This is a genomic window from Ihubacter sp. rT4E-8 (assembly GCF_049852125.1).
GTDB lineage: Bacteria > Bacillota > Clostridia > Peptostreptococcales > Anaerovoracaceae > Senimuribacter.
Genome location: NZ_CP187532.1, coordinates 1,493,041 through 1,519,764 on the forward strand (window position 1 = coordinate 1,493,041; position 26,724 = coordinate 1,519,764).

General features: G+C 42.1%; 20 protein-coding genes and 2 tRNA genes. All 22 read left to right on the forward strand.

Features of this window, described 5'->3' with window-relative positions:
• Nucleotides 1–305 precede the first annotated feature (305 nt).
• The 22 genes from ACPW7J_RS07410 to mltG all read left to right on the forward strand — a co-directional run bounded on the left by ACPW7J_RS07410 (nucleotide 306) and on the right by mltG (nucleotide 26,724).
• Nucleotides 306–1,097, forward strand: a complete 792-nt coding sequence (locus ACPW7J_RS07410; protein ID WP_161873169.1) for a formate/nitrite transporter family protein — start codon at nucleotides 306–308, stop codon at nucleotides 1,095–1,097.
• A 201-nt stretch (nucleotides 1,098–1,298) separates the two neighbouring features.
• Nucleotides 1,299–3,971: a DNA polymerase I gene (gene polA / locus ACPW7J_RS07415; RefSeq protein WP_425754850.1), complete on the forward strand. Its 2,673-nt coding sequence runs from the start codon at nucleotides 1,299–1,301 to the stop codon at nucleotides 3,969–3,971.
• 7 nt (nucleotides 3,972–3,978) lie between these two features.
• The gene (coaE, locus tag ACPW7J_RS07420) at nucleotides 3,979–4,590 is read left to right on the forward strand and encodes a dephospho-CoA kinase (protein WP_425754851.1); all 612 of its coding nucleotides are present in this window, start codon (nucleotides 3,979–3,981) and stop codon (nucleotides 4,588–4,590) included.
• On the forward strand, nucleotides 4,565–6,220 hold the full coding sequence (locus tag ACPW7J_RS07425) for an ABC transporter substrate-binding protein (RefSeq protein WP_425754852.1): 1,656 nt from the start codon (nucleotides 4,565–4,567) through the stop codon (nucleotides 6,218–6,220). The genes coaE and ACPW7J_RS07425 overlap by 26 nt, the downstream gene beginning before the upstream one ends.
• Before the next feature lie 722 nt (nucleotides 6,221–6,942).
• Entirely contained in the window at nucleotides 6,943–7,776 is an 834-nt protein-coding gene (locus tag ACPW7J_RS07430; RefSeq protein ID WP_425754853.1) for a hypothetical protein, read from the forward strand.
• Nucleotides 7,777–8,270: 494 nt separating this feature from the next.
• Nucleotides 8,271–8,354: transfer RNA gene (locus ACPW7J_RS07435), tRNA-Leu, on the forward strand.
• Nucleotides 8,355–8,502: 148 nt separating this feature from the next.
• Nucleotides 8,503–8,589: transfer RNA gene (locus ACPW7J_RS07440), tRNA-Leu, on the forward strand.
• Between the two features lie 35 nt (nucleotides 8,590–8,624).
• Entirely contained in the window at nucleotides 8,625–9,011 is a 387-nt protein-coding gene (yajC, locus tag ACPW7J_RS07445) for a preprotein translocase subunit YajC (protein WP_161873164.1), read from the forward strand.
• Nucleotides 9,012–9,189: 178 nt separating this feature from the next.
• A complete protein-coding gene (gene secD / locus ACPW7J_RS07450) occupies nucleotides 9,190–11,454 on the forward strand; it encodes a protein translocase subunit SecD (protein WP_425754854.1) in 2,265 nt (754 codons plus the stop codon).
• Nucleotides 11,455–11,481: 27 nt separating this feature from the next.
• Entirely contained in the window at nucleotides 11,482–13,674 is a 2,193-nt protein-coding gene (locus ACPW7J_RS07455) for a RelA/SpoT family protein (protein WP_425754855.1), read from the forward strand.
• Nucleotides 13,675–13,704: 30 nt separating this feature from the next.
• Nucleotides 13,705–14,322: an MBL fold metallo-hydrolase gene (locus ACPW7J_RS07460; RefSeq protein WP_161873161.1), complete on the forward strand. Its 618-nt coding sequence runs from the start codon at nucleotides 13,705–13,707 to the stop codon at nucleotides 14,320–14,322.
• The gene (gene hemZ / locus ACPW7J_RS07465) at nucleotides 14,315–15,697 is read left to right on the forward strand and encodes a coproporphyrinogen dehydrogenase HemZ (protein WP_425754856.1); all 1,383 of its coding nucleotides are present in this window, start codon (nucleotides 14,315–14,317) and stop codon (nucleotides 15,695–15,697) included. Before ACPW7J_RS07460 ends, hemZ begins: the two co-directional genes overlap by 8 nt.
• Entirely contained in the window at nucleotides 15,685–16,938 is a 1,254-nt protein-coding gene (gene hisS, locus ACPW7J_RS07470; RefSeq protein ID WP_161873159.1) for a histidine--tRNA ligase, read from the forward strand. The genes hemZ and hisS overlap by 13 nt, the downstream gene beginning before the upstream one ends.
• Before the next feature lie 23 nt (nucleotides 16,939–16,961).
• On the forward strand, nucleotides 16,962–18,725 hold the full coding sequence (gene aspS, locus ACPW7J_RS07475) for an aspartate--tRNA ligase (protein WP_425754857.1): 1,764 nt from the start codon (nucleotides 16,962–16,964) through the stop codon (nucleotides 18,723–18,725).
• 12 nt (nucleotides 18,726–18,737) lie between these two features.
• Nucleotides 18,738–19,340, forward strand: a complete 603-nt coding sequence (gene nadD, locus ACPW7J_RS07480; RefSeq protein WP_425754858.1) for a nicotinate-nucleotide adenylyltransferase — start codon at nucleotides 18,738–18,740, stop codon at nucleotides 19,338–19,340.
• Nucleotides 19,318–19,896 carry a bis(5'-nucleosyl)-tetraphosphatase (symmetrical) YqeK gene (gene yqeK / locus ACPW7J_RS07485; RefSeq protein ID WP_161873156.1) on the forward strand — a complete coding sequence of 193 codons (579 nt, stop codon included), beginning with the start codon at nucleotides 19,318–19,320 and terminating at the stop codon, nucleotides 19,894–19,896. The genes nadD and yqeK overlap by 23 nt, the downstream gene beginning before the upstream one ends.
• A complete protein-coding gene (rsfS, locus tag ACPW7J_RS07490; RefSeq protein ID WP_161873155.1) occupies nucleotides 19,889–20,233 on the forward strand; it encodes a ribosome silencing factor in 345 nt (114 codons plus the stop codon). The genes yqeK and rsfS overlap by 8 nt, the downstream gene beginning before the upstream one ends.
• A gap of 7 nt (nucleotides 20,234–20,240) precedes the next feature.
• A complete protein-coding gene (gene leuS / locus ACPW7J_RS07495) occupies nucleotides 20,241–22,712 on the forward strand; it encodes a leucine--tRNA ligase (RefSeq protein ID WP_425754859.1) in 2,472 nt (823 codons plus the stop codon).
• A gap of 10 nt (nucleotides 22,713–22,722) precedes the next feature.
• Nucleotides 22,723–24,567: an RNase J family beta-CASP ribonuclease gene (locus ACPW7J_RS07500; protein ID WP_424959834.1), complete on the forward strand. Its 1,845-nt coding sequence runs from the start codon at nucleotides 22,723–22,725 to the stop codon at nucleotides 24,565–24,567.
• Between the two features lie 71 nt (nucleotides 24,568–24,638).
• Entirely contained in the window at nucleotides 24,639–24,977 is a 339-nt protein-coding gene (locus tag ACPW7J_RS07505; protein WP_161873153.1) for a YlbF family regulator, read from the forward strand.
• Between the two features lie 59 nt (nucleotides 24,978–25,036).
• Nucleotides 25,037–25,597 (forward strand): elongation factor P, encoded by a 561-nt coding sequence (gene efp / locus ACPW7J_RS07510; protein WP_161873152.1) that lies wholly within the window; start codon nucleotides 25,037–25,039, stop codon nucleotides 25,595–25,597.
• Nucleotides 25,598–25,677: 80 nt separating this feature from the next.
• The gene (mltG, locus tag ACPW7J_RS07515; RefSeq protein WP_425754860.1) at nucleotides 25,678–26,724 is read left to right on the forward strand and encodes an endolytic transglycosylase MltG; all 1,047 of its coding nucleotides are present in this window, start codon (nucleotides 25,678–25,680) and stop codon (nucleotides 26,722–26,724) included.

Below are 26,724 nucleotides of genomic sequence, written 5' to 3' on the forward strand. Positions count from 1 at the left end.
CGCTTCTGACGTCCTCTCAACGGAGGCTTGCCATAGGCCGGTCGGACCCGGATTCCCTTTGCGAAAGTGTAGGTTCAATTATGAATCCTTAACGTAAGCTCCAGGCTCAAATCTATTATAACGCATTTTTGAGAGAATATCACTATCTATTTTTGGTAAAAACAAAAAAGATAATTTACTCGTATGACAAAGACTGAAGAAATTAAAGCAAATTGAAGGAAATAACGAAGATATAAAGTTGACTATCTCTGAAAAAATGGTATAATCCTATACTGTATGAATTTAAAAGAAAGAGGATTTACTTTATGACGCAGCTGAAGCCACAGGAAATTTTAGACGCTACAATCAATGCAGCCGTAACCAAATCCCGATTAAGTATTGGAAGGCTAGTTACTTTGGGAATTCTGGCAGGCGTATTTATTGCTCTGGCAGGATCAGGCGCAAATATGGGCAGTTATTATCTATTAGCTAACCCTGCTACCAACGGTTTGGGAAAACTGGTTTCCGGCACGATATTTCCAGCCGGACTGGTTATGGTTGTTTTTGCAGGAGCGGAACTATTTACTGGCAATAATTTAATGTTTACTGCCATTCTGGATAAAAAAATTACCGTCGGCGCTATGCTCCGCAATTGGACTATCGTTTACATAGCAAATTTAATAGGATCTGTTCTTGTAGCATGGATGGTAGCGTATAGCGGGCTTTTGGATACCGGAAACGGTATGTTGGGACAAGTCACTGTCAGCATTGCCGCTTCCAAAACTGCTCTGCCTTTCGTAAAAGCTTTTGTTCGCGCTGTTCTGTGTAATTTTCTGGTCTGTATTGCCGTATGGCTTGCGACGGGAGCCGATTCAACGATCGGAAAGATTTTTTCTATTTTCTTCCCGATATGGCTGTTCGTTACTGCTGGCTTTGAGCATAGCGTAGCAAATATGTTTTTTATTCCGGCAGGTATCTTCGTTGACGGCGGCGTGACGGAAGGACTTACCTGGAGCGCTTTTTTTCTGAAAAATCTGCTGCCTGTGACATTGGGAAATATTGTAGGAGGAAGTCTGATGACGGGCGGACTTTACTATTACGCATTCAAAAAAGCATAAAAGTTAACGGTTTCACACCGCATGCACATTTCATTGCATGCGGTTTTCTTTTCCTGGGATCACATGAACTTCGGGAGTCTATTAGAAGAACCTTTCTTTTTGTTGTAAAAAAAACCAATCTGCTTTATACTAATAGATGGAGAAAGCGCTCTCCACATTTGATGCGGTATGAAGCCGCAGAATAAAGAAAAGGAAAATCGTATGGGAAACAGAATTGTCATTATTGACGGAAACAGCTTGATTAACAGAGCATATTACGCGATGCAGCGTCCTATGATCACAAAAGAAGGGATTTATACGCAGGGTCTTTACGGCTTTATCAATATGCTCACAAAAATCCAGGGAGACTATGCCCCGGATTATATGACTGTAGCATGGGATCGTAAAGCGCCAACCTTTCGTCATATAGAATACAAAGAATATAAGGCCGGAAGAAAAAAGATGCCGCCTGAATTGGCCATGGAAATTCCGTTAATGAAAGATATTTTGACGGCTATGAAAATCGAGAATCTGGAAATAGACGGATTTGAGGCTGACGACATCATCGGCACGGTGGCTCGTATCGCTGAGGAAGATGGGATGGAACCTTTGATTATCACCGGGGATAAGGATGCCTTGCAGCTAGCCACTGATATAACACATGTTTTGATCACAAAAAAAGGGATTTCAGAATTCGATCTGTACGACAGAGAAAAGATGATCGAGAGATATCAGTTAACGCCGGAACAGTTTATCGATTTAAAAGGGCTGATGGGAGATCAATCAGACAATATACCCGGCATCCCCGGCGTGGGAGAAAAGACTGGAATAAAGCTGCTTACCCAGTTCGGCAGCGTGGCTAATCTGCTTGCCAACACAGAACAGATCAGCAATGCTAAGCTGCGGGCTAAGGTGGAGGAACATGCTCAGCTGGCTGCAATGAGCCGCAGACTGGCTACCATCAATCAGTACGTGCCTCTGGAAATTGATTTAGAAAAATTTAAAGTTCGCGAACCGGATTACAAGGCTCTGATTGACTTGTATGTAAAGCTGGAATTTAACAGCTTTTTGAAAAAGCTTCACATTGAGAATAAGCAGGAAATGGTTATGGAATTCGATGATGATGATGCGGATTACAGCCGTGTGCTGATCGATGAAAAGGGAAAGCTGTCCCTTTTGGAGAAAGCCCTTGAAGACGGGGGGCAATTAGTCATGAAGATTTTCAGCAATAACGACCATATTCATAAGCCGGAACTTTGCGGTGCGGCCTTCTTAACCGGTAAACAGTATTTTTATGTAGAGCTGACTTCAAAAGATACTATAGAAGCATTGATCAGCTTGTTGACAGAGAAACGGCCTGCTTTTCAGGGACATGACCTGGTAAAGGATTATTATGCTTTGATGGCCTGGGGACTTTTAACTGCAAATACTTCTTTTGATACTGCTATCGCGCAATATGTTATCGATCCAACGAGATCAGGTTATAGCTTAAAGAATCTGACCTTTGAAAATCTTCATTATGAAATTCCTGATGAAGATGAATTCCTGACTGATAACGGTCAAATAGATTTACTGGGCAATGGGAATACAGCGTTCAGTGAATATGGATTCACATGGTGCATAGCGGTGCGCAGACTGATGGCTTTACAGCAGAACACCTTGCAGGAGAGAGACCTGGAAAAAGTGTTCCGTCAGGTTGAACTGCCTTTGATCGAGGTACTGTCTTCTATGGAGGTGGAAGGATTTTCTGTATGTAAAGAAACTCTGGAGGACTTTGGCACAGAGTTAAAAGGAAAAATTGCAGAGTTAGAGCAGTCGATTTATGATGCTTGCGGAGAGCGCTTTAATATCAATTCTCCACGACAACTGGGAGATGTTTTCTTTGAGAAGCTGGGACTGCCGGCAGGGAAGAAAACACGGCGCGGCTACAGCACCAGCGCTGATGTGCTGGAAAAGATTCGAGACAGGCATCCGGCAGTTGATATGGTTTTGCAATACAGAACGCTCAGTAAGCTGAACAGCACTTATGTTGAAGGCCTCGCGCCTTTAATCGGCCCTGACGGCAAAATTCGGGCGCATTTTCAACAGACAGTGACGGCTACGGGACGGATTAGCTGTACGGAGCCTAACTTGCAAAACATTCCTATTCGTACAGATCTGGGAAGGCAGCTGCGCAGAGCATTTGTTGCAGGCGTGTCGGATTGCACTTTGGTGGGTGCGGATTACTCTCAGATTGAACTCAGAATTTTGGCACATCTGTCTCAAGACGATAATCTGATCACTGCGTTTAATAATGGCGATGATATCCACAGAAATACCGCAGCTCGCGTTTTCAATCTGGATTACGATAGCGTTACGCCTCTTGACAGAAGCAAAGCAAAGGCTGTTAATTTTGGCGTTATATACGGTATGAGTGGCTTTGGTCTTTCGGAAAATCTTCAGATTACCAGAGCAGAAGCAGAACGTTATATCAGAGATTATTTTGACAAACATCTTGCCGTAAAGGCATATATGGACAGACAGGTGGAAAGCTGTAAGGAATCAGGTTTTACTACGACTTTAATGGGACGCAGACGCTATATTCATGAAATCAACGCTTCAGCGTATATGACGCGACAGCTGGGAGAGCGACTTGCTATGAACAGTCCTATTCAGGGCAGCGCGGCGGATATCATCAAGCTTGCCATGATCAGAGTTTATCGAGAGCTTCGTGACAAAGGGTATCAGTCAAGGCTGATCCTGCAAATCCATGACGAGTTGATTATTCGGACGGTACGAAATGAACTGGAAGCTGTTAAGGAATTACTGGTTCGGAATATGGAAGACGCCATGGAACTGTCCGTTAAGCTGGAATGTGATTTGAATCAGGGTGACTCCTGGTATGATTTAAAGTAGGTGCAATATGAAAGTTATTGGATTGACAGGCGGGATAGGGTCGGGAAAATCTACGGTCAGCGAGTTTCTGCGTCAAAAGGGATATTGCATTATTGACGCAGATCAGATCGCCCATACCATAACAGAAAAGGGAAGTCCTGTATTGCGTCAGTTAGCAGATGTTTTTGGTTCAGAAATTCTTTTCGAAGACGGTAGCCTGAATCGCAAAAAGCTTGCCGCTATTGCGTTTAGTGATAGACAGCGAAAGCAGCAATTGGAGGACATTACGACCAGACGCGTTTTGGAAATTATAGAAGAAAAACTGGCAATTCATTTAAAAAACGACAGGGAGAGAATTGTTTTTTTAGACGCACCGTTGCTGTTTGAAACCGGAGCAGACGCATTGACAGATGTGGTTTGGCTGGTGGATGCAGAGCAGGAGCTGCGAATATGTCGGACGATGGAAAGAGACGGCGTATCAAGAGAGGATGTTTTGCGAAGGATTGCCAATCAGCTGCCGGACGCAGAGAAGAGGATAAGAGCCGGAGAAATTATTGATAATGGAAAGGGAAAGGAAGATCTTTACCGCAGGGTAGAGGGATTGTTAGAAAAATATGATCAAGGAAAACAAGGGAAGTAAATTTCGCAAAGCTTTTGATTTCGCACATGAACACATTATTATCATCATTATCGTTGTCGTAGTTCTGGCAGGGATGCTTTCTACGGTCTATATTGTAAAAGGAGATGCGTCTCCAAAGAAGGAGACGAAGGAAACCACTACTTATGAGGAGATAGATACTGTTTTTCTTGCGATGGATCAGGTTTCCGGCCTGGATCCGCTAGGATCGAAAGATCGGGATGTTTACTATATCAGCCAGCTGATTTACAGTAGCCTGTTTCGTTTAGATAAAAACCTGGCTTTGAAGAAGGATTTAGTAGATAGCTATACCGTAAATTCTTTGGCAGGCTCTGTCAGCATAAAATTGCGCAATGTAAACTTCAGCGACGGTTCTACCTTAACTGCGGAAGACGTTCGATTTACCATATCTCAGATACAACGTATTGGATCTGCCAGTCCGTATTATCATGACGTATCAAAGATCCAATCTGTTTATACGTCAGGGACTCGTAGTCTGACGATTAATTTCGAAAAACCATCTGACGCCGCGCTGGATAATCTGGTATTTCCAATTGTAGACAGTTCCTCTTATGATAGTGACAGCGACCGCAATATAGGTAGCGGACCATATTGCTATGTATCCTACGATAAGCTAAAATATCTTAAATTAAAGCCGAATAAGAACTATAACGGGCAAAGAGCTGAAAATAAATTGGAACTTCGTATTGTTCCGGATAAGAGTAAAACCACAGGATTGATGACAACTGACGCTGTAACGGCATATGTAAATACTAATTTTGATGCTGATGTAGATGCTGAGGATAAGAAGCTGAAGACCTCCAGAATTTCTTCCAGTGAAGCCGAGTATCTGGCTTTCAATTTTAAGAAAAAGGCTACCGCTAAACTGGAAGTGCGCAAGGCTGTTGCAAAGGCAATAGATATTCAGGCTGTTATTGACGATAATTATGGCGGTTCAGCAATCGCTTCCGACTCTATTTATTTCCCTGGATTTTTAGGTACTGAGAATAAAGGAGATCCGTACGAATTGGATCAGGGAGGCGCTGTAAAGCTGTTGAAAAAGGCCGGATATGAGGACAAAAATGAAGACGGCTACGTAGAAGATGAGAAGGGAAAACCGTTGTCAATGAAGATTCTGGTCAACAGAAATGATAGTCGCAGAACGGATACAGCCCAAAGTATCGCCGATGCGCTGAAACAAATCGGCATCAAAGCTGCTGTCGAAAAACTGTCCTGGGACGCTTACTGCGCGGCGATTCGCAGCGGTGATTTCGATATCTATCTGGGAGGATATAAATTTGACAAAAAGTATGATTTACGAAAACTATTTTCAAGATCAAATCCATTAGGATATCGGAATACACAGGTTATAAACTGGACAAATCAGCTGGAAACCTGTATTAGTAATAAGAAGCAGAAAGGGGTGTACGGTCAATTAAAACAGCATTTAATTCAGGAATTACCGTATTACTGCCTTTGCTATAAAGCTTATACTGTTGTAAGTGTGGCCCGTTTTGAGGCTGAGATTCTTCCAACTTTCTTTGATCAATATAGAGGATGCGGCAATTGGAAGTGGGAGAAAACTGTTACGATAGATCTTGAAACAGAAAAAAAGAGTAAAGACGACGAATAAAGGTGCACATAATGATTTTAGATGGTCTAAATTTGCGCCCTTGAAAGAATTACAAGAATAAATTTAGGATTTTTGTCGATTGAAACGAATATAATAATTTAGTATTATTAGAATACAAAACATATATTAATCGATAACAAAATACATGATATATAAAAATCATAGTATGTTTAATTATATCAAAAAAGATTAACATTTGTTTTATTGAGACATGGTTGTAGAGGTAATATAATATTATTATATATGATATTTTTAACAAGAATTATTATAATATTAATGATATTTTATAAAACAAAATTTAAAGTAAGTATTATTTGAAAGATAAGTCGAAATGGATTGCTACCCGTCAAGTAGACAAACAAAAAATATAAAATTTTCTGCCAGCTGGATATATATTCCAGCTGGTATTTTTATGCGGCCTGCAATTATAACTGATACTTCTCCAGTGGTGTCAAGACTCCCAGGTTTCGCTGCACGTGTTTATTGTTGTAGTATTCGATGGAACGCTAAGAGTTGACGAATCCGTTGAATTTTTAAAGTGCATCGCATCATTGCAGAGTGAAAATTTTGAATTCGCTGCGCTTAAATTAAAAGAAAGCTATCTTTTATATTGATTTTAATAAAAATAAATATTATAATAAATAAAATTAAGGTTACAAATATATAACTAATTTTAAGAGATAAGGAAGGGATAGTATATTCAAATGAAAAGGAGGTATAGTATGAAATCAATGTTAAAAAAATGTGGTGCGCTTTTTTTTACTTTTGTATTGATAAGTGGAATGACTACTTATTCGTTTGCAGCATCTGTAACGGATTCATACGAAATCCATACGCTCAAAGCATTAAAGCAAGAACTAAATAAGTACGAAGACAGCGTCTCAAATGTGTCAATTCAAAAAGATGTGATAAAACGCACGGAACCTGCAGTATTAGAGGCATACATTCAAGAAAAGACCGAGAAAGCAGTAACAGTACTAAATGAAATTGATCCGGACGGCATTTTGGAAGAAAATGTAGATGGAACTCTTACTGGCGCAAAAACGGTCGATTTAGGGGACGGCTGTAAGGTAACCGTAGAATTTGAAGATGGTGAAGATAAATCTCCTCTTGCAACAATTAAAGATAGCATTTTCCCTCCTGTTTATGCAGCATCAAATGGGGAGGTTATGTGGAAAGATTATGGCAATAGATATTTCACAGCTAAAACCACAATTTTAAGCGGCATAGGCGGATGTATTTGCAGCTTAGAAAATCACTATACTTTGAGCGCAAACGGTATAGATGAAAGATATGGCGACGCATATGAAAACGCAGGTTTCAACATTGGCATAATAGGGAGTGTAAGCCATGGCAATGTCTTTATAACAGATTCAACTGCAAGAACACCAGGCGCCTCCGATGTCAATATGTATGTAAGGTTTAATTGGCAGTACAGTGGTGGTGGAATTCTTGGAGCACAGGGGAATACTAAACTGTCAAGTACAGTCGGATATGTTGCTATTAACAAGACAGCAAAGCAGATTAAGGTTAAACATTCTTGGTCGGTAAATTAGGAGGGGTGACATGATTTACATTGGAAAGTGGCAATTAATAAGTCTGCTCATTATTATAGGCTGCCTGATTTTGATTTGCATTGCGGTCGTGACTGTAATACGAAGCAGAAAGAAAAAATAAAATAGGACATTAGGGTTATTGATTCGTAAAAGGAAAACAGACACTTCTGCTTTCCTTTTACTGATGTATTCGATAATAGTTAATATAAAATAGGATGGTGGTGATCCTTAAATGGCAATAGGTATAAGTATCCCATGTGGTGTTTTCTAAAGTTGAATGAGATGGTCTGCATTCCAGCTAAACCAGACCAATTTAAAATGGACAAAAACAGCGGTCGGATTAACTGTTGTTTTTGAATACACCAATAATTGGAAGTGTCAAAATACATATCGACAAATACAAAAAATAAAAAAAATGAAATTTAGTGTTTACTTTTAAATTCTCATGGTGTATAATAGCTAATGTTGTGAGTAACTCTTACAACATAGCGCTTGCGGCTGTGGCGGAATGGCAGACGCGCACGGTTGAGGGCCGTGTGGGTAACACCGTGCTGGTTCAAGTCCAGTCAGCCGCACCATCTATATGGAAACAGCTTCTTACCGAGGGAGCTGTTTTCTTCTTACAAAACCGCTTGTCAGTATTATTCAGTATGAACGGTCATATGACGAAAATTTGGCAAGAACTATTGACGATTTAGACGTCCTATGCTAAAATATCTTTATTGTGCCGGCGTGATGGAATTGGCAGACGTGCGGGATTCAAAATCCCGTGGTGGCAACACCGTATGGGTTCGACCCCCATCGCCGGCACCATTAAGTTTTACTTAATAAACATTTAGGAGGACAAAATGAATCAATTAGGAATGCAGGTCGTTATTTTAGTCGTCTTTATCGCAGCAATGTATTTCTTCCTGATCAGACCGCAGAAGAAGAAAGAAAAGACAATCCAGAATATGAGAAACAGCCTGCAGGTTGGAGATGAAATCATTACGATTGGCGGAATTTGCGGCAAAATCGTTAAAACAAAGGATGAAAGCATCGTAATTCAGGTTGGAGCAGATAAGGTTAAATTCGAAATGATGAGATGGTCAGTTTCTTCTGTTGTCAGCAGTAACAGGACTGCTGCTAAATCTGTCGTAGAGGAAGAAGATGAGCCGAAGAAGGTTAAACCTAAAAAGCTGAGAAAGTCTACTGTGGATGAAACAGAAGAAAACATTCCTGAAGACGAAAAATAGACAATGCTTACACAAAACCCCTAGATTCTTTAGGGGTTTTTCTATTACTTTTCAAGAATCCGACATAAATGTATACTTTTTCCTTGCCGAACAGCAGAAAAAGTAGTACAATAAAGAGTAAAATAAAATGCCGGACTTATGGGCAAATTTGTGACTATTTAGAGGTGAGAGGAAAAAAATGAATGCAAAACTAAGAAAAGTTCTAGCTGGTTTGGTAGTCATTGCCGTCCTTTTCGGCTGGTATGTAACCGTATTTGGCATCGGTTCTGTCAGCTCAATTAAGGATGTAATGAAATTCGGACTGGATATTAACGGCGGTGTTTATGTTGTTTTAGAGGCTGATGATGAAGATATCGCAGAGATGTCTTCGGATGAAATAAAAGAGGTAATGGAACAGACTCGCGCCGTACTCAATAAAAGAGTTAACGCCATGGGTATTTCAGAGGCTACTGTTTCTCTTGAAGGCAACGACCGCCTGAGGGTTGAAATGCCTGGCGTCGATAATGCACAGCAAGCGATCGAGCAGATTGGCAAGACCGCTCAGCTGAGATTTTTACTGGCAGATGGTTCTCCCGTGCTTACAGGAGAGGATGTAAAAGATGCGTATATAGATACAGATAACCAGAACGGAGGATATAAGATCGTCCTGGAATTTACAACAGCTGGATCGGACAAGTTTGCTGAAGGAACAGGAAAAGCAGCATCCGGTCAGGTTGTCGTATCCAGTGAGTTCAGTGCGGCTGACGTGCAGTCAAAAGCAGTGGTCATCATGCTTGATGACGAAATCGTTACTGCGCCGACAGCTGATAGTAAAATCGTCGGAACCAACTGCGAGATTACTAGCAAAGCCGGCGGATACTCGAAGGATGAAGCGTCCAATACGGCCGCTCTGATTCGCGGCGGTGCGCTGCCTATTTCTTTGCACGAGATTACGTCTTCTGTACAGACTGCGACCATCGGTGTAGACGCGCTCAATAAGAGTGTGGTTGCCGGAGCGATTGGTTTAGGACTTGTATTCCTGTTAATGCTGATTATGTACAATATGCTGGGACTGATTGCAGATATCGCATTGATGCTGTATGTATTGTTGGTACTGTGGATCATGGCTGGTATGGGTAGCGTTTTAACCCTGCCGGGTATTGCAGGTATCATTTTATCAATCGGTATGGCTGTAGACGCCAATGTCATCATATTCGCTCGAATTAAAGAAGAAATCGCAGCGGGAAAGACCATTCGTGTAGCTGTAGATCAGGGTTTCAGACATGCTTTGACAACTGTATTGGATGCACAGATTACAACCTTGATCGCGTCTGTGGTATTATACGAGATTGGTTCTACTGCTGTTAAGGGTTTTGCTTTAACCTTGATGATTGGTATCATTGTCAGCATTTTTACAGCCGTGGCGATTACACAGCTGTTCGTTGGTCTGCTGGCAGGCAGCAAAATGGCTAAGAACAAATACTTTGGCGTTAACGAGGACGGTACGCCTAAGACCTTCTTAAAGAAAGAATTTAAGTTTATCGGCAACAGAAAGATATTCTATTGCTTCAGCGCTGTCATAATTATTGCAGGACTAGTATTTGCAGGCATAAGAGGCTTCAATTATGGTATTGACTTTACAGGCGGTACTATGATTCAGGTAGATATGGGTAAAACAGTAGAGACAGAGGAAGTAAAAGACGCGTTGGCTGACTTCGAAATGAAGGATCTTTCTGTAGTGCTGGCTGGCGATAATCAGGATCAGATTATCATCAAAACTATAGATGCGCTGAACAATAAGGAACGCGCTGAGGTGGTGGATACTTTAGCAGAAAAGTATGATATCAGCGATAAGAGCGTATTGGCTTCTGAAGAATTTGGACCGACGGTAGGTCGTGAGCTGAAAGGCAACGCGCTGAAGTCTGTCCTGATCGCGGCCGTTGGTATGCTGATTTACATCATTTTCCGGTTTAAATCCTGGAAATACGGTGTATCTTCCATCGCAGGCGTTTTCCATGACGTATTGTTCGTATTAGCCTTCTATGCGATCTTTAATGTAACGATCAACAATCCGTTTATCGCGGGTATTTTAACGGTAGTCGGATATTCTATCAATGATACAATCGTTATTTTTGACAGAATCAGAGAAAACAAGAAAATCTTCAAGAAGGACAGCAACGAAGTGGTGATTGATCGAAGCGTAAATCAGACACTGAACAGATCTATCATGACATCTCTGACTACATTGATCTGTATGGTTCCGCTGTTCCTGATGGTTTCTACTTCTATCAGAGAATTTGTATTGCCGTTGATGGTCGGCGTGCTGGTAGGAACTTATTCCTCCATCTTCCTGTGCAGTCCGTTGTTCTATGAGTTCAGCAAGGGCGAGGATCAGTCCAAATATCTTACTGCACAGAAGAACAAAGAGAAGACTTCCAAAAAGTCGCCTAAAAAGAATAAATAGTCCATTATAGCAGGAGTATAGCAACGCATGGAGACAAAAGCAAAATTTTTAGAAGATATCACAAGCATCAATAAGAATTATGACACCGAATTGATCGGCCGGGCCTTTGAAAAGGCTCGGAAGCTGCACGACGGACAACTCCGAAAGAGCGGCGAACCTTATTTTATCCATCCTATAGCTGTGGCTAAGATTTTGGCTCATTTAGGTATGGATGAGGAAACGATTGTCGGTGGGCTTTTGCATGACGTTGTAGAAGACACAGAATATACCAGGGAGGAACTTGTCGTAGATTTCAGCGAGGAGATTGCTCTCCTGGTAGATGGTGTCACAAAACTCGGCTCTATTAAATTTGATACGAAAGAAGAAGCGCAGGCAGAAAATCTTCGAAAGATGTTTCTGGCTATGTCTAAAGATATCCGCGTTTTAATTATTAAGCTGGCTGACCGGCTTCACAATATGCGGACGTTAGAATTCATGAGAGAGGAAAAAAAGATTGAGAAGTCCAGAGAAACATTGGATATCTATGCTCCTCTCGCAAGCAGACTTGGCATTTATACTGTCAAATTTGAGCTTGAAGATATTTCATTGAAGTATCTCCACTATCAGGAATACATGACGCTACAGAAGGAAGTTACGGAAAAGAAGGAACAACGTCTGCAGTTCATCAATCAGGTTATTGATGAAATCAAAGAAGCGTTGGATCAGATGCAGATGAAATATGATATATCAGGACGTTCAAAGCATCTTTACAGCGTATATAAAAAGATGGTGCTTCAGCACAAACAGATAGATGAAATTTTTGATTTAACAGCTGTACGCGTCATTGTAGAAAATGTTCGTGATTGTTATGCGGTTCTAGGACAGGTCCACACGATGTGGAAACCGATTCCCGGCAGATTTAAGGATTATATCGCTATGCCGAAACCGAATATGTATCAATCTCTGCATACTACTGTGTTAGGTGACAACGGAGAGCCTTTTGAGATTCAGATCAGAACTTATGAAATGCACAGAGTTGCCGAGTATGGTATTGCCGCTCATTGGAAGTATAAAGAGGGGAATACTAAAAGTGAACAGAATAATGAAGAAATGAAGTTAGCCTGGGTTCGCCAGACATTAGAATGGCAAAAAGAACTGAACGATCCAAAGGAGTTTATGGAAACCCTGAAAATGGATCTTTTTTCAAGTCAGGTTTTCGTATTTACTCCAAAAGGAGAAGTTATTGATCTGCCAGCAGGTTCTACTCCGCTGGATTTTGCGTTCAAAATCCATACGGCTGTTGGATGCAAGTGTATTGGCGCCAAGGTAAATGGTAAGATGGTTACCATCGACTATACCTTGCACAATGGAGATATTGTTGAAATTGTCACATCCTCCAATTCCAGCGGTCCAAGTATCGACTGGCTGAAGATTGCAAAGAGTTCCACTGCCAGAACGAAAATTCGTCAGTGGCTGAAAAAAGAAAATAAATCTGATGACATCACTAAAGGCAAAGATGCATTGGATAAATATATACGTAAAAAGGGCTATGACCCTCAGCAGGTTGCTCGCTCAAACTATATGAACAAAGCAATGCGCGAGATGAATATTGCAACGATGGACGAAGTATTTACACAGATCAGCAAAGGCGGCGCAGTTCTGTCTAAATACGCAAACCTTCTCTTTGGATATTTCAAAGAGGAAAAGAAACTGGAACAAAAGCGTGAGGAAGAAAAGCAGCAAAAACTTTTTGAGAAAAAGGAAAAGTTCCAGCAAAATCAGAGAGAAAATCCTGGTATCATTGTAAAGGGCGCAGACAATCTGATGATACGCGTATCCAGATGCTGCAATCCTGTTCCCGGTGACGAAATCGTCGGTTTTATTACCAAGGGAAGGGGTATTTCCGTTCACAGAAAGGATTGTTCCAATATCACATCGCTTCCGGAGCAGGAAAAGGCGCGGTTTATCGACGTAGAATGGGAGGATTTGAAAGTCGGGAAGTCCTATGCGGCGGATATTTGTATTATCAGCACTGATCGAAAAGGCATGTTTTCGGATATTTCGCGTACATGTGAAGATATGGACGTCCATATTTCCGGCGTTAATGCAAAAAGCGGCAAAGACGAAACTGTCCACATTACGTTAACCCTGTCTATCTCCAGTACACAGCAGATGCAGCGTGTTCTTCGGACATTGCGCAATGTACCTGGCGTATCTAACGTATACAGGGCAAGATCATAGCTGCAAGACGTCTGAAAGGAGAAAAATATTATGCAAGTATATAAGTTTATCACTTGTCCTATTCAGGTCAACACATATTTGGCCTGTGACGAAACAAAGAAGGGATTTATTGTAGATCCGGGCGGCTATAGCGCGCAACTGACTGAAAAGGTCAGGACAGACGGTCTTTCTATTGAATATATTATTCTGACCCATGGCCATGGTGATCATATCGGCGGAGTTGCCGATTTCCAAAAAGAATTTCCTGAAGCGAAGGTCGTAGCGCTGGAACAGGAAAGAGAGCTTCTGACTGATTCCAGTCTGAATGCGTCTATAGATATCTGCGGCAGACCAGTTACAGTTCTGCCAGATATTTATGTGAAGGATGGAGATTCGCTGACTGTGGGTAATACGGAGCTTACTTTTATCCATACGCCGGGACATACGAAGGGCGGCATGTGTATTCTGACAAAGGGATACGTATTCAGCGGAGATACTCTGTTTCGCGCGTCTATTGGAAGAACTGATTTCTACGGCGGCAGTTTTCCTGAGATTGCAAAATCCATCAGAGAAAGACTGTTTATTCTCCCTGACAGTACGCTAGTGTTGCCGGGACACATGGGTGAGACTACTATTGGATATGAAAAGGAGCATAATCCTTTTGTATAAAATTAAAATACTACATTTTGAAAAACAATATCTATTGGAAGAATTGATTAAGGTTTTTCTCAGACCGGATCAGTACCGTCTATTGTCTTCTGAGGAAGAACCTGATGAAGATGCGATTCTGATCAATGAAGAAGGTCATAGCGATAAGAATGTGATTAACCGGCAAATCTATGAGAAGCTTTCTGCTCTTACAGGATTAAAACCGGATTGGGGCATACTGACGGGCATACGTCCTGTCAAGCTATGCGGTGAACTATATGAAACAACAGGCACTAGAGAAACAACGCTAAAGATTCTCACGGAAAAATACTGCCTGAGTGAGGTAAAAGCGGAGCTTTTGCTTAATCTATACCTTAAGCAGCAGAAGCAGGCCGGTATGCCGCCGCCCAATTCTGCCGGCGTATATATCGGAATCCCATTTTGTCCTACCAGATGTGTGTATTGTTCCTTCGCGTCAAATCAAGTGAAGGATTCAGAAATTGAAAAATATTTGGAGGCGCTGCATCAGGAGATTGCTTACACAGGCAAACGAATGCGGGAGACGGGGCTGATAACGGAGTCTGTTTATATCGGAGGCGGTACGCCAACCACACTTACCGCTGGACAGCTGGACGAATTGATAACGTCCATACAGAAATCCTTTGATTTATCAAAGCTTCGTGAATTTACCGTAGAAGCCGGACGTCCCGATACGATTACGGCGGAAAAGCTGCAGGTGTTGAAGGATCGCGAGATAGGGCGTATCAGCATTAACCCACAGTCGATGAAAGCGGCTACGATGGAGGCTATTGGACGGAGTCACAGTCCTGAGGATGTGAGACGTGCGTTTGCTCTCGCCAGAGAATATGGATTTGACCATATTAACTGTGACGTCATTGCCGGATTACCGGGCGAGGATGCGGCGGATTTTTATGATACGATTAAGCAGGTTATGGATTTAGGACCGGAAAGTATTACCGTTCATTGTTTGGCGGTAAAACGGGCGTCCAGACTGGTGGATATTGACAAGGATTTCCACTATAAGCAGAGCGATCGGGTGGCGGAGATGCTGTCCGCATGTCCAGAGATGTTGGAAAGTCATGGATACAGTCCTTATTATTTATATAGGCAAAAGCATATGGCCGGAGCTTTTGAAAACACCGGCTACTGTAAAAAAGATAAAGAATGCATTTACAATATACGCATTATGGATGAGCATCAGAGCATCATTGCTCTCGGTGCGGGCGGTATTTCTAAGGTATACTATCCGTCAGAGAACCGTCTGGAACGAGTAGCCAACGTAACAAATTATCAGGAATACATAAAGCGTATTGACGAAATGCTGGATAGAAAAGAAAAGAATATTTTTATGGAGGTAAAGAAATGGCAATTATAGCGCCAAAAGGAACGAAGGATACGTTACCTGCACAGGTGTACAAGTGGCATTATGTTGAGCAGAAATTTTCCGAAATCTGTGAGAAATACGGATTCAAGGAGATCAGAACGCCTATTTTTGAACATACTGAATTGTTTAAGAGAGGTGTTGGAGATACGACGGATATTGTTCAAAAGGAGATGTACACCTTTGAGGACTATGCGGGCAGAAGTATTACGCTGAAACCGGAAGGAACTTCTCCGGTAACCAGAGCGTTCATCGAACATAAACAGTATGCGGAGGTACAGCCGACGAAGTACAGCTATATTACACCGTGTTTCCGTTATGAAAAGCCGCAATCTGGAAGATTAAGAGCTTTTCACCAGTTCGGTATCGAGATATTCGGAACTCCTAATATGCTGGCCGACGCTGAAACGATATGTTTGGGTTATGATTTCTTGCATCAGATGGGACTTACAGATATTCAGCTCCGTATTAACAGTGTAGGATGTCCGGCGTGCAGACAGAAACACAGAGAAGCTCTTCGCAAATTTTTAGAACCAGTGTATGATAAGCTTTGTAATACGTGTAAGGACAGATATGACAGAAATCCTATGCGTATTTTGGATTGCAAGTCTGAAATCTGCCAGGAGCTGGTTAAGGACGCGCCGAATATGATCGATTATCTATGTGATGATTGCCGTGAAGCTTTTGATGATGTTCAGAAGAATCTGGATGCCATGGGTATCGAGTATATCGTAGATCCAAGAATCGTAAGAGGACTGGACTATTACACAAAGACTGCGTTTGAATTTGTAACTGACAGCAATGGAACCCAGGGAACGGTCTGCGGAGGCGGAAGATATGACCACTTGATTGAGGAAATCGGAGGACCTCCTATTCCTGGCGTAGGCTTCGGACTGGGCATTGAGAGACTTTTAATGCTTATGGAGGAAAGAGGCATTGAAATTCCGAAACCAGAACCGCCGAAAGCCTTTATCGCTGTCATGGGTGATGGAGCAAAGGCATTTGGCTTGAAATTGCTTCGCGATCTGCGCAACAGAGGAGTAAAAGCGGAGATGGATACTTTGGCCAGAAATATCAAAGGTCAGTTCAAATACGCAGACCGTCTGGGCGCACAGTACACGGTTGTGATCGGTGATAACGAGCTGGCGGAAGGAGTTGTATCTGTCAAAGAAATGGCAACTTCTCAGCAGCGTCAGGTGAAGCTGGAGGATCTGTTAGAGGAATTGGTTAAATAACAAAATAGGAGCTTATAATCATTATGGCAGAATTATTAAAAAGAACGCATATGTGCGGGACATTAAATATGGATCTTGTGGGCCAGGAAGTGGTTCTCAACGGCTGGGTCGCCAAGCAAAGGGCTTTAGGAGGATTGACTTTTGCGGATCTCAGAGATAAAACAGGAATCGTTCAGATTACTTTTGACGATACTATTCCAGAGGACGTCTTTAAAGCAGCAGAAAGCCTGCGCAGTGAATACTGTATTGGCGTTAAAGGAATTGTCCGTGAGAGAGCTTCTAAAAATCCGAACCTGGCTACAGGAGATATTGAGGTTTTGGCAACTGATTTAACAATCTATTCTAAGTCCGAAACACCGCCGATTTATATTAAAGATGATGATAAGGTTGATGATAATCTGCGGTTGAAATACAGATATCTTGATTTGAGAAAGCTGCATATGCAGCAAAATCTCAAGTTCAGACATCAAGTGACAAAGCTGGTTAGAGATTATTTCGATGAAAATGGCTTTACTGAAATTGAAACACCGATTCTTATTAAATCTACGCCAGAGGGAGCAAGAGATTATTTAGTTCCAAGTAGAGTAAATCAGGGAAGCTTTTATGCTCTGCCGCAGTCACCTCAGTTGTTTAAGCAACTTTTGATGGTCAGCGGTTGCGATAGATACCTTCAGATTGCAAAGTGTTTCCGTGATGAGGACCTGCGGGCTGACAGACAGCCTGAGTTTACGCAGATAGACCTGGAAATGTCCTTTGTAGATCAGGATGACGTAATAAGCATGCAGGAAGGTTTGTTAGTTCGGATTTTCCATGAGCTGAAAGGTATTGAGATCCAGGCGCCGTTTCCACGAATGACTTATGATGAGGCCATGGAACGTTACGGCAGCGATAAACCTGATACACGGTTCGGTTTTGAACTTAAATCATTAAATGAAGTAGTTAAGGATACGGAATTTAAAGTATTCGCTGATGCTCTGGCAAACGGCGGAGATGTTCGCGGCATCTGTATCGACGGAGGTTCCGCTCAATTCAGCCGTAAAGATATCGACAAGCTGACGGAGCAGACGAAGCATTACGGCGCAAAAGGTGTAGTTTGGATCAGAATTGAAGAAAATGAAATAAAATCCTCTGTCAGCAAATTTTTTAATCAAGAACAGTTGTCAGAAATTGCAGCAGTTTTTGATGCAAAAGCAGGTGATTTGATTCTTATCGTTGCTGACAGAGCAAAAGTGGTCTTCGACAGTCTGGGATTTTTACGCCGTCATATCGCAGGCCTGATGGGACTGCTTCATGACGACCAGTTTCATCTTTTATGGGTTACTGACTTTCCAATGTTTGAAAAGGATGATGAAACCGGCGAGTTGAAGGCAATGCACCATCCGTTTACAAATCCAAAAGCAGAGGATATTCCACTTTTGGATACAGAACCGGAAAAAGTAAAAGCTGATGCTTATGATATCGTACTTAACGGCGTTGAATTAGGCGGCGGAAGTATCAGAATCCACGATGGAGAACTGCAGTCAAAGATGTTCAAAGCATTGAACCTTACTGATGAGGAATGTCAGGAGAAGTTTGGATTCCTGTTAGAAGCATTTAAATATGGCGTACCGCCTCACGGAGGATTGGCTTACGGCCTGGATCGACTTGTTATGCTGCTTACCGGCAGCAGCAGTATTCGTGAAGTTATGGCTTTTCCAAAGAATCAGAACGCGCAGTGTATGGTATGTGAAGCGCCGGGAAAGGTAGAAGATGATCAGCTGGCCGAATTAGGAATAAAGCTGGTGTAAACCGAGGTAGTTATGCAAGATATCGGAATACTGGGCGGTTCCTTTGATCCTTTTCATCGAGGACATCTCTCCATTGCCAGAGCCGCTATGAAGGAATGCGGTCTTTCAAGAATTATTCTCTTACCCGCAAAGGTGCAGCCGTTTAAAATTGGCAGAGAGATGGCAAGCAGTGAGGACAGGGTCAACATGGTTTCTTTGATCGCCAGAGAAAATGAAAACTTTATTGTTTCTACTGTCGAAGCGTGCAGTCAGGAGGTATCCTATACGTACAGAACTCTTCAGAGACTGCAGGAAGAATATGCAAAGGACCGGCTTCATTTTATCATGGGAACGGATTCTTTTTTGAGCCTGGAAAGTTGGTACAAAAGCGAGCAGCTTTTGAGAGAGTTCTCTATTATTATAGGAATACGTCCTGGGTACAAAGAAAGCGAAACCGTGGAGCTGATGAATACCCTGCGGAAGAAATATGACGCTCGTATTAAAGTTCTGCATAACCGGGTTATGGAGGTTTCCTCTACGGAAATAAAAGAAAATGTAAAGGCTGGAAGGAGCATTCGGGAGCTTGTTCCTTTCCAGATAGAAAGGTATATCAGTGAACACGGACTCTATCAATAGTTATATAGAGAAAAACTTTTCTGAAAAACGTAAAATCCATACGGAAGGTGTAAGAAGTACGGCGATTAGTTTGGCTGAGAAGTATGGCGCGGATCCAAAGAAAGCGGAGCTTGCCGCTCTGTTTCATGATATGTATCGAGGCGTTCCTGTGGATGCATTAAATTATTACGTAAAGCACCTGGGATTAGATAAACGCTATTTAGACAATTGCAATCTTGCTCACGGTAAGATTGCGGCAATTATCATGAAACGCGATTACGGTATTGAGGATGAGGATATTTTAAATGCCGTCAGTTTTCACACTACAGGTAGAAAGAATATGTCTCTTTTGGAAAAGATCATCTATATTGCTGATGCTATTGAGCCCAGCCGCCACTATCCAGGGGTAGAGGAATTACGCGAGGCGGCTATGAAGGATTTAGATCTGGCTTGTCTGATGTCTTTGGAACATACCATAGAATATGTACAGGGGCAGGGAAGTTTTCTGGACGAAGATACACTGCGGGCCAGGAATGATCTCAGAAAACGCAGAGAAATGGAGAAAATAAATGGATAATAAAGGTTTTGCGCTTCTGGCGGCAAAGACGCTGGACAATAAAAAAGCATTAGATATTGTAGCAATAGATATTGCAGAGAAATCTTCCTTTGCCGATTACATGATTATTGCATCCGGAGGTTCGGAACGACAGGTACAGGCATTGGTAGATGATGTAGAAGAAGCTTTTGCAAAAGAAGGTCTTCTCGTTAAGAGCATAGAAGGAAAGCAAAATTCCGGATGGATATTGATGGATTATGGCGATGTGATTGTCAATATCTTTACCAAAGAAACCCGGGAAAAATATAATATCGAAAAAGTGTGGGGAGACTGCAGCTTTTTAAATCTGGAGGAGTAATTTAGCAATGAATGAGAAATATAATTTCAAAGAGATTGAAACCAAGTGGCAGAAATATTGGAAAGAAAATGACTGCTTCAAAACTGAAGAAGACGAAGACAAAGAAAAGTATTATGTATTGGAGATGTTTCCTTATCCATCAGGAAAGCTCCATATGGGACATGTAAGAAACTATTCTATCGGCGACGTTATTGCCAGATGCAAAGCTATGCAGGGCTATAATGTACTGCATCCGATGGGTTTCGATTCTTTCGGTTTGCCTGCGGAAAACGCTGCTATTAAGCATGGCGCAGAGCCAAGCAAGTGGACCTGGAATAATATTCATGAAATGGAAGAACAGCTGGCCCAGCTGGGATTATCCTATGACTGGGAAAGGGAAGTACAAACCTGTAATCCTGATTACTATAAATGGATGCAGTGGATCTTTATCCAATTCTATAAAAGAGGTCTGGCATATAAAAAGGAAAATCCGGTAAACTGGTGTCCGAGCTGCCAGACAGTATTAGCTAATGAGCAGGTTGTAGACGGTTGCTGCGAAAGATGCAAGACGCCGGTGGGAAAAAAGAATCTGTCTCAGTGGTACCTGAAGATTACAGACTATGCGGACCGGCTTCTGGACAATTTAGATAAGTTGGAAGGATGGCCGTCAAAAGTAAAGACCATGCAGAAAAACTGGATCGGTAAATCTATCGGTGCAGAGATTGATTTCAAAATTTCAAGTACTGACAAAGTGTTGAAAGTATTTACCACCCGCGCGGACACACTCTTTGGCGTAACCTATATGGTTATGGCTCCAGAGCATCCGTATGTTCTGGATTTGGTTAAGGGTACAGAGTATGAACAGCCTGTATTGGATTATTTGGATAAAGTACAGCACATGAATGATATTGAGCGTACTTCTACGACGAATGAAAAGACAGGCGTATTTATCGGTAAATACGCAGAAAATCCTGTAAACGGAAAACAGGTTCCGATCTTTATCTCCGACTATGTTCTCATGGGTTACGGTACAGGCGCTATTATGGCCGTACCTGCCCATGACCAGAGAGACTTTGACTTCGCGAAGAAATTCGATCTGGATATTATCCCTGTAGTCGACACAAATGATCCGGCTATCGATGTGAACAATTTAACAGAAGCCTTTGCTGCAGAAGGTACGATGATTAACTCCGGCAAATTCGACGGTATGAATAACAAAGAAGCCATCGGAGCAGTTATCGAGTGGCTTTCTGAAGAAGGTATCGGTAAAAAGACAGTCAACTACAGACTTCGCGACTGGCTGATTTCCAGACAGAGATATTGGGGTACGCCGATTCCGATGATCTATTGCGAGGAGTGCGGATGGGTGCCTGAAAAAGAAGAAAATCTACCGGTACTGCTGCCTACAGACGTTGAGTTTACCGGTAAGGGCGAATCTCCTTTGACAACCAGTAAGGTGTTTGCCGACTGTACTTGTCCAAAGTGCGGTAAAAAGGCCCGTCGCGAAATGGATACCATGGATACGTTTCTGGATTCTTCCTGGTATTTCCTCAGATACTGCGATCCGAAGAATGAGAAGGAAGCTTTCAATAAAAAGAAGGCTGATTATTGGATGGATGTAGATCAGTATATCGGCGGAGTTGAGCATGCGATCCTTCATCTGATGTATTCTCGTTTCTTCCAGATGGCTATGTATGATATGGGGCTGACAAAATATGAAGAACCATTCAAAAATCTCCTTACCCAGGGCATGGTCAACAAGGATGGAAAGAAGATGAGTAAATCCTTAGGTAATGTAGTAAGTCCTGAGGAGATTATTGAAAAATATGGAGCAGATACAGCCAGATTATTTATCCTGTTTGCGGCGCCTCCGGAAAAGGAGCTGGATTGGTCCGATGCAGGAGTAGAAGGAAGCTATAGATTCCTCAACAGAGTATACCGTCTGGTTTATGATTTTGCCTCCAAGTATGACGCAAGTCAGACGGAGTACGAAATAAAGACAGAAGCTGATAAGGAGTTGAATTACGTCCTGAACACTACGATCAAAAAAGTAACAGACGATGTAGGCGGAAGATTCAGCTTTAATACAGCGATCAGTTCTATTATGGAATTGGTCAATGAGTTATATAGATATAAAGAGTTAGACGAGAGAAATGACGCTTTCATGAAGAAGGCTATTGATACGCTGGTTATAATCCTTTCACCGTTTACACCGCATGTCTGTGAAGAAATGTGGCAGATACTGGGTTATGACAAATCTCTTTCGGCAGTTTCCTGGCCGGCGTATGATGATAAGGCTTTGGTTCGTGATACTGTTGAAATCGTTGTACAGATCAACGGAAAAGTGAAAGAGAAATTAAACGTAGCAAATAGTCTTTCAAAAGAAGAATTAGAAAGTGTAGCTCTCTCTGATGACAAAGTAAAAGCCCTCATAGACGGAAAGACCATTGTAAAGGTCATTGCTGTCCCTGGAAGGCTTGTAAATATTGTTATAAAATAGAGGGGAGCATATGAGAGATTACAACAGTAAAAAGCCATCCGTAAAAAAGATGGCTGTTCGAAGACCGCCGGCAAAGGAAACGCAGCCTGCAAAACGAAATGCAGGCAAAAAGCCTTCTGCCTGCAGAAAAAACACGCCGAGGGCCGCGGCTGCAAAAGCAATGAAATCAGTACCGCAGCCAGCAGCAAAGCAGGTGAAAAAAGCGGATAATCTGAAGATCATTCCGATCGGAGGTCTTAATGAAATTGGTAAGAATTTGACCGTACTTGAATATAAGGATCAAATTTTGCTGATTGACTGCGGCATGACTTTTCCTGAAGAAGAAATGTACGGTATTGACGTAGTCATTCCGGATTTCAGTTATCTGGTAAAGAATGCAAACAAACTCGTGGGCATGGTTATTACTCACGGACATGAGGATCATATCGGCGGCGTGCCATATCTGTTAAAGCAGGTTAACGTGCCGATTTACGGAACCAGATTAACGCTGGGATTGATCGAAAACAAACTAAAGGAGCACGGTTTACGCGCAAAATTGCATACGATAAAAGCGGGAGAAAAGTTCAGTGTGGGTAACTTTAAAATCGAAGCTATTCGCACTACCCATTCCATCGCCGACGCTATTTGTCTGTATATTCAAACCCCCGCGGCCACTTTATTTCATACGGGGGATTTTAAGATCGATTATACGCCGATTGATGGTGAGCCTATTGATTTGAGCAAATTTGCTGAAGTGGGCAGACGAGGTGTAGATATCATGCTGGCCGACAGCACGAATGTTCTTCGAAAAGGCTATACGCCATCTGAACGGCGCGTAGGAGAGACGTTAGACGGCATTTTCAGAGAGGCCAAAGGAAGAATCATTATCGCAACCTTTTCTTCCAACGTTCATAGAGTACAGAGGATCATTGAATTAGCGGCAAAATACGGACGTAAAGTAGCCGTATCCGGCCGCAGTATGGATAATGTAGTAAATCTGGCGATTGAACTTGGCTATCTCAGATTACCGGCAGGAATTTATGTAGATCTTAATAAGACGAAAAATATTCCTGACAGTCAACTAGTCATTGTGACCACGGGAAGCCAGGGCGAGCCTATGTCGGCGCTGTCAAGAATGGCCAATAATGAGCATAGAAATGTAAAGCTGAAGAAGGGAGATATGGTTATCTTCTCATCTTCTCCTGTTCCGGGCAATGAAAAGACCGTGACTAGTGTAGTAAACAGACTATATGAAAAGGAAGTAGAGGTTATCTACAACGATATCGCAGATATTCACGTCTCCGGTCACGCTTGTCAGGAAGAATTAAAACTGATTCATACCTTGATCAAGCCAAAATTTTTCATGCCGGTTCATGGCGAATACCGCCATCTGGTACAGCATGCGCGTCTAGCTGAATCTATCGGTATGCGCGGCGACAGAATCTTTATCTTATCAAATGGCGATCAGTTGAGTGTAGATAAGCGTAACGCCAACAAGTTCCAGAATGTAGTCAGCGCTGAGGATATTTTAGTTGACGGTTTGGGTGTAGGAGATGTAGGCAATATCGTGTTGCGCGACAGAAAGCTTTTATCCGAATCTGGCTTGATTATTGTCGTAGCGGCAATTGATAGGGCCAGTGGAGAAATTATCTCTGGTCCTGATATCGTATCACGTGGATTTGTTTACGTTCGTGAAAATGAGGATCTGATCAAGGATGCAAGAGAAGTTGCACTGCAGGCTCTAGAGGAAAGTATCTTCGCGGGCAACAGAGATTGGAACGCGATTAAGAATAGTGTCAGAGAAGAAATGCGCCGGTTTATTTTCCGCAGAACTAAGCGCGATCCGATTATTTTACCGATTTTCTTAGACGTATAATGATCCTGCTGGGAGCAAGCATATCCGCGGCTCGCTTGGCAGAATTCAATCGTATATAAGGAGGAAAGAGTATGAATGTATATGATCAGGCACACGGATTGGCGAAAGCAATCAGAGAGTGCGAGGAATTTAAGCAATACGATCAGCTTCAGAAATTGATAGATCAGAATCAGGAATTGTCAGCGATGCTGAAAGACTTCCAGACAAAGCAGTTTGAGATGCAGGCAAAGCAGATGATGGGAGAACAAGTCGAGGCAGACGCTATGCAGCAAATGCAGGAATTGTCACAGATTATGATGCGTGATCCGCTGGCTGCTCAGTACATGCAGGCACAAATGCGTTTTTCTCTGATGATGAATGATGTTTATAAAATTTTAGGCGAAGTAATAGGACTTGGCAACATGCAATAAATCTGCTATAATATCAGCAGAAGTTATTTAACAATAATGTAGAAAGTGAGAATAGACCGATGATTTACGCAAGTGATTTTAGAAAAGGCAGAACATTCCAGATTAACGGTGAGCCTCATGTGGTTCTGGATTTCATGCACGTAAAGCCTGGTAAAGGCGCTGCATTCGTAAGAACCAAATATAAGAACATTATTACAGGCGCGACTAGAGAAGAAGCCTTCAATCCGGATGACAAGTTTGAAGAAGCGATTATTGAGACAAAGAAGATGTCTTATTCCTACAATGACGGTGATTTGTATTACTTTATGGATAATGAAACCTTCGACATGATTCCAATTGCTTACGATATGGTAGAAGACGCGATCAAGTACATGAGAGAGAACGATGAAGCAACGATTAAGTTCTATAAGGATCAGCCGTTTATCGTAGAAGCGCCTAACTTTGTAGATCTGATGGTTACCGAAACTGAGCCAGGCGTTAAGGGCAATACGGCAACCAACGTAACAAAGGCTGCTACTGTAGAAACCGGTGCAGTTATACAGGTTCCTATCTTCATTGAAGAAGGAGAAAGAATCCAGATCGACACGAGAAGCGGTGAATATCTGGGAAGATCCAAATAATCAAAGAGTGACAGAGAAGGGACGTTTCACACGTCCCTTTCTATATATTTCAGTACGGTATGAGGAAATAGAGGAAACAGATGAAGAAGAAACTCATTTTAGTCTTGGTGGTATTGATTACTGCAGCTATTATATTAGGTATAGGCGGCGTTCTGTATTTGAACAGTCTGGATGCTGCTTTCGATGAAAGCAAAGAGGATTCAATTATCGTCACCATAGAACCAGGCTCGACAACCAGCGATATCGGCGCTCAATTGGAAGAACTGGGTATTATTGAGGATGCAGGAAAATTTAAGCTGTATTCTAAATTTAAAGGATATGACAGCCAATATCAGGCCGGAACATATGCTTTAGCGCCATCCATGAAGCTATCAGAGATCGCTGAGATTATTGCCAGTGGAAAGACAAACAACATATCCTTTACGATACCAGAAGGCTATACGATCTATCAGATTGCTGACAAGCTGGCTGATGACGGTCTGGTGAATAAAAAAGTATTTAAAAGGCTGCTAACCAGCGGAAAATTTGATAACGACTATGATTTTTTGAAGCATGCACAGAGTGGAAAGAATCATCTTGAAGGCTATCTGTTCCCAGAGACTTATACCGTTACGTACGGCGCTGATGAAGAAACAATTATAAGAACGATGCTGGATCATTTTGATCAGATATTTACTGAAGAATTCAGAGCAAGGGCACAGGAAATGAAGTATTCTGTCAACGATATTCTGGTTATGGCTTCTATCATTGAACGGGAATGTCAGGTAGATGATGAACGAGGCAAGGTTGCAAGTGTAATCTACAACCGGTTGAAAGAAGACATGGCTCTGCAGATGTGTTCTACGGTTCAGTATGTATTGGGTAAGCAAAAGGAAAGCCTGACTGACGCCGATACCAAAATCGAGTCGCCGTATAACACGTATATTCATCCTGGACTGCCTCCGGGACCGATTGCCTGTCCTGGACTGGCGTCTATCAAGGCAGCGCTTTATCCTGAGGAAACTGATTATCTGTATTTTGTAGTTAGTGAAAGGCTGGATGGCACACAGAATTTTTCTTCTAGCTATGATCAATTTCTCAAAGATAAGGATGCGTATTACAGAGCGCTGGAGGGACAGGAGGATTAG

Coding starts and splice junctions, on each gene's coding strand:
- ACPW7J_RS07410 (WP_161873169.1), top strand. CDS start 306: ATGACGCAGCTGAAGCCACAGGAAATTTTAGACGCTACAATCAATGCA.
- polA (WP_425754850.1), top strand. CDS start 1,299: ATGGGAAACAGAATTGTCATTATTGACGGAAACAGCTTGATTAACAGA.
- coaE (WP_425754851.1), top strand. CDS start 3,979: ATGAAAGTTATTGGATTGACAGGCGGGATAGGGTCGGGAAAATCTACG.
- ACPW7J_RS07425 (WP_425754852.1), top strand. CDS start 4,565: ATGATCAAGGAAAACAAGGGAAGTAAATTTCGCAAAGCTTTTGATTTC.
- ACPW7J_RS07430 (WP_425754853.1), top strand. CDS start 6,943: ATGAAATCAATGTTAAAAAAATGTGGTGCGCTTTTTTTTACTTTTGTA.
- yajC (WP_161873164.1), top strand. CDS start 8,625: ATGAATCAATTAGGAATGCAGGTCGTTATTTTAGTCGTCTTTATCGCA.
- secD (WP_425754854.1), top strand. CDS start 9,190: ATGAATGCAAAACTAAGAAAAGTTCTAGCTGGTTTGGTAGTCATTGCC.
- ACPW7J_RS07455 (WP_425754855.1), top strand. CDS start 11,482: ATGGAGACAAAAGCAAAATTTTTAGAAGATATCACAAGCATCAATAAG.
- ACPW7J_RS07460 (WP_161873161.1), top strand. CDS start 13,705: ATGCAAGTATATAAGTTTATCACTTGTCCTATTCAGGTCAACACATAT.
- hisS (WP_161873159.1), top strand. CDS start 15,685: ATGGCAATTATAGCGCCAAAAGGAACGAAGGATACGTTACCTGCACAG.
- aspS (WP_425754857.1), top strand. CDS start 16,962: ATGGCAGAATTATTAAAAAGAACGCATATGTGCGGGACATTAAATATG.
- nadD (WP_425754858.1), top strand. CDS start 18,738: ATGCAAGATATCGGAATACTGGGCGGTTCCTTTGATCCTTTTCATCGA.
- rsfS (WP_161873155.1), top strand. CDS start 19,889: ATGGATAATAAAGGTTTTGCGCTTCTGGCGGCAAAGACGCTGGACAAT.
- leuS (WP_425754859.1), top strand. CDS start 20,241: ATGAATGAGAAATATAATTTCAAAGAGATTGAAACCAAGTGGCAGAAA.
- ACPW7J_RS07500 (WP_424959834.1), top strand. CDS start 22,723: ATGAGAGATTACAACAGTAAAAAGCCATCCGTAAAAAAGATGGCTGTT.
- ACPW7J_RS07505 (WP_161873153.1), top strand. CDS start 24,639: ATGAATGTATATGATCAGGCACACGGATTGGCGAAAGCAATCAGAGAG.
- efp (WP_161873152.1), top strand. CDS start 25,037: ATGATTTACGCAAGTGATTTTAGAAAAGGCAGAACATTCCAGATTAAC.
- mltG (WP_425754860.1), top strand. CDS start 25,678: ATGAAGAAGAAACTCATTTTAGTCTTGGTGGTATTGATTACTGCAGCT.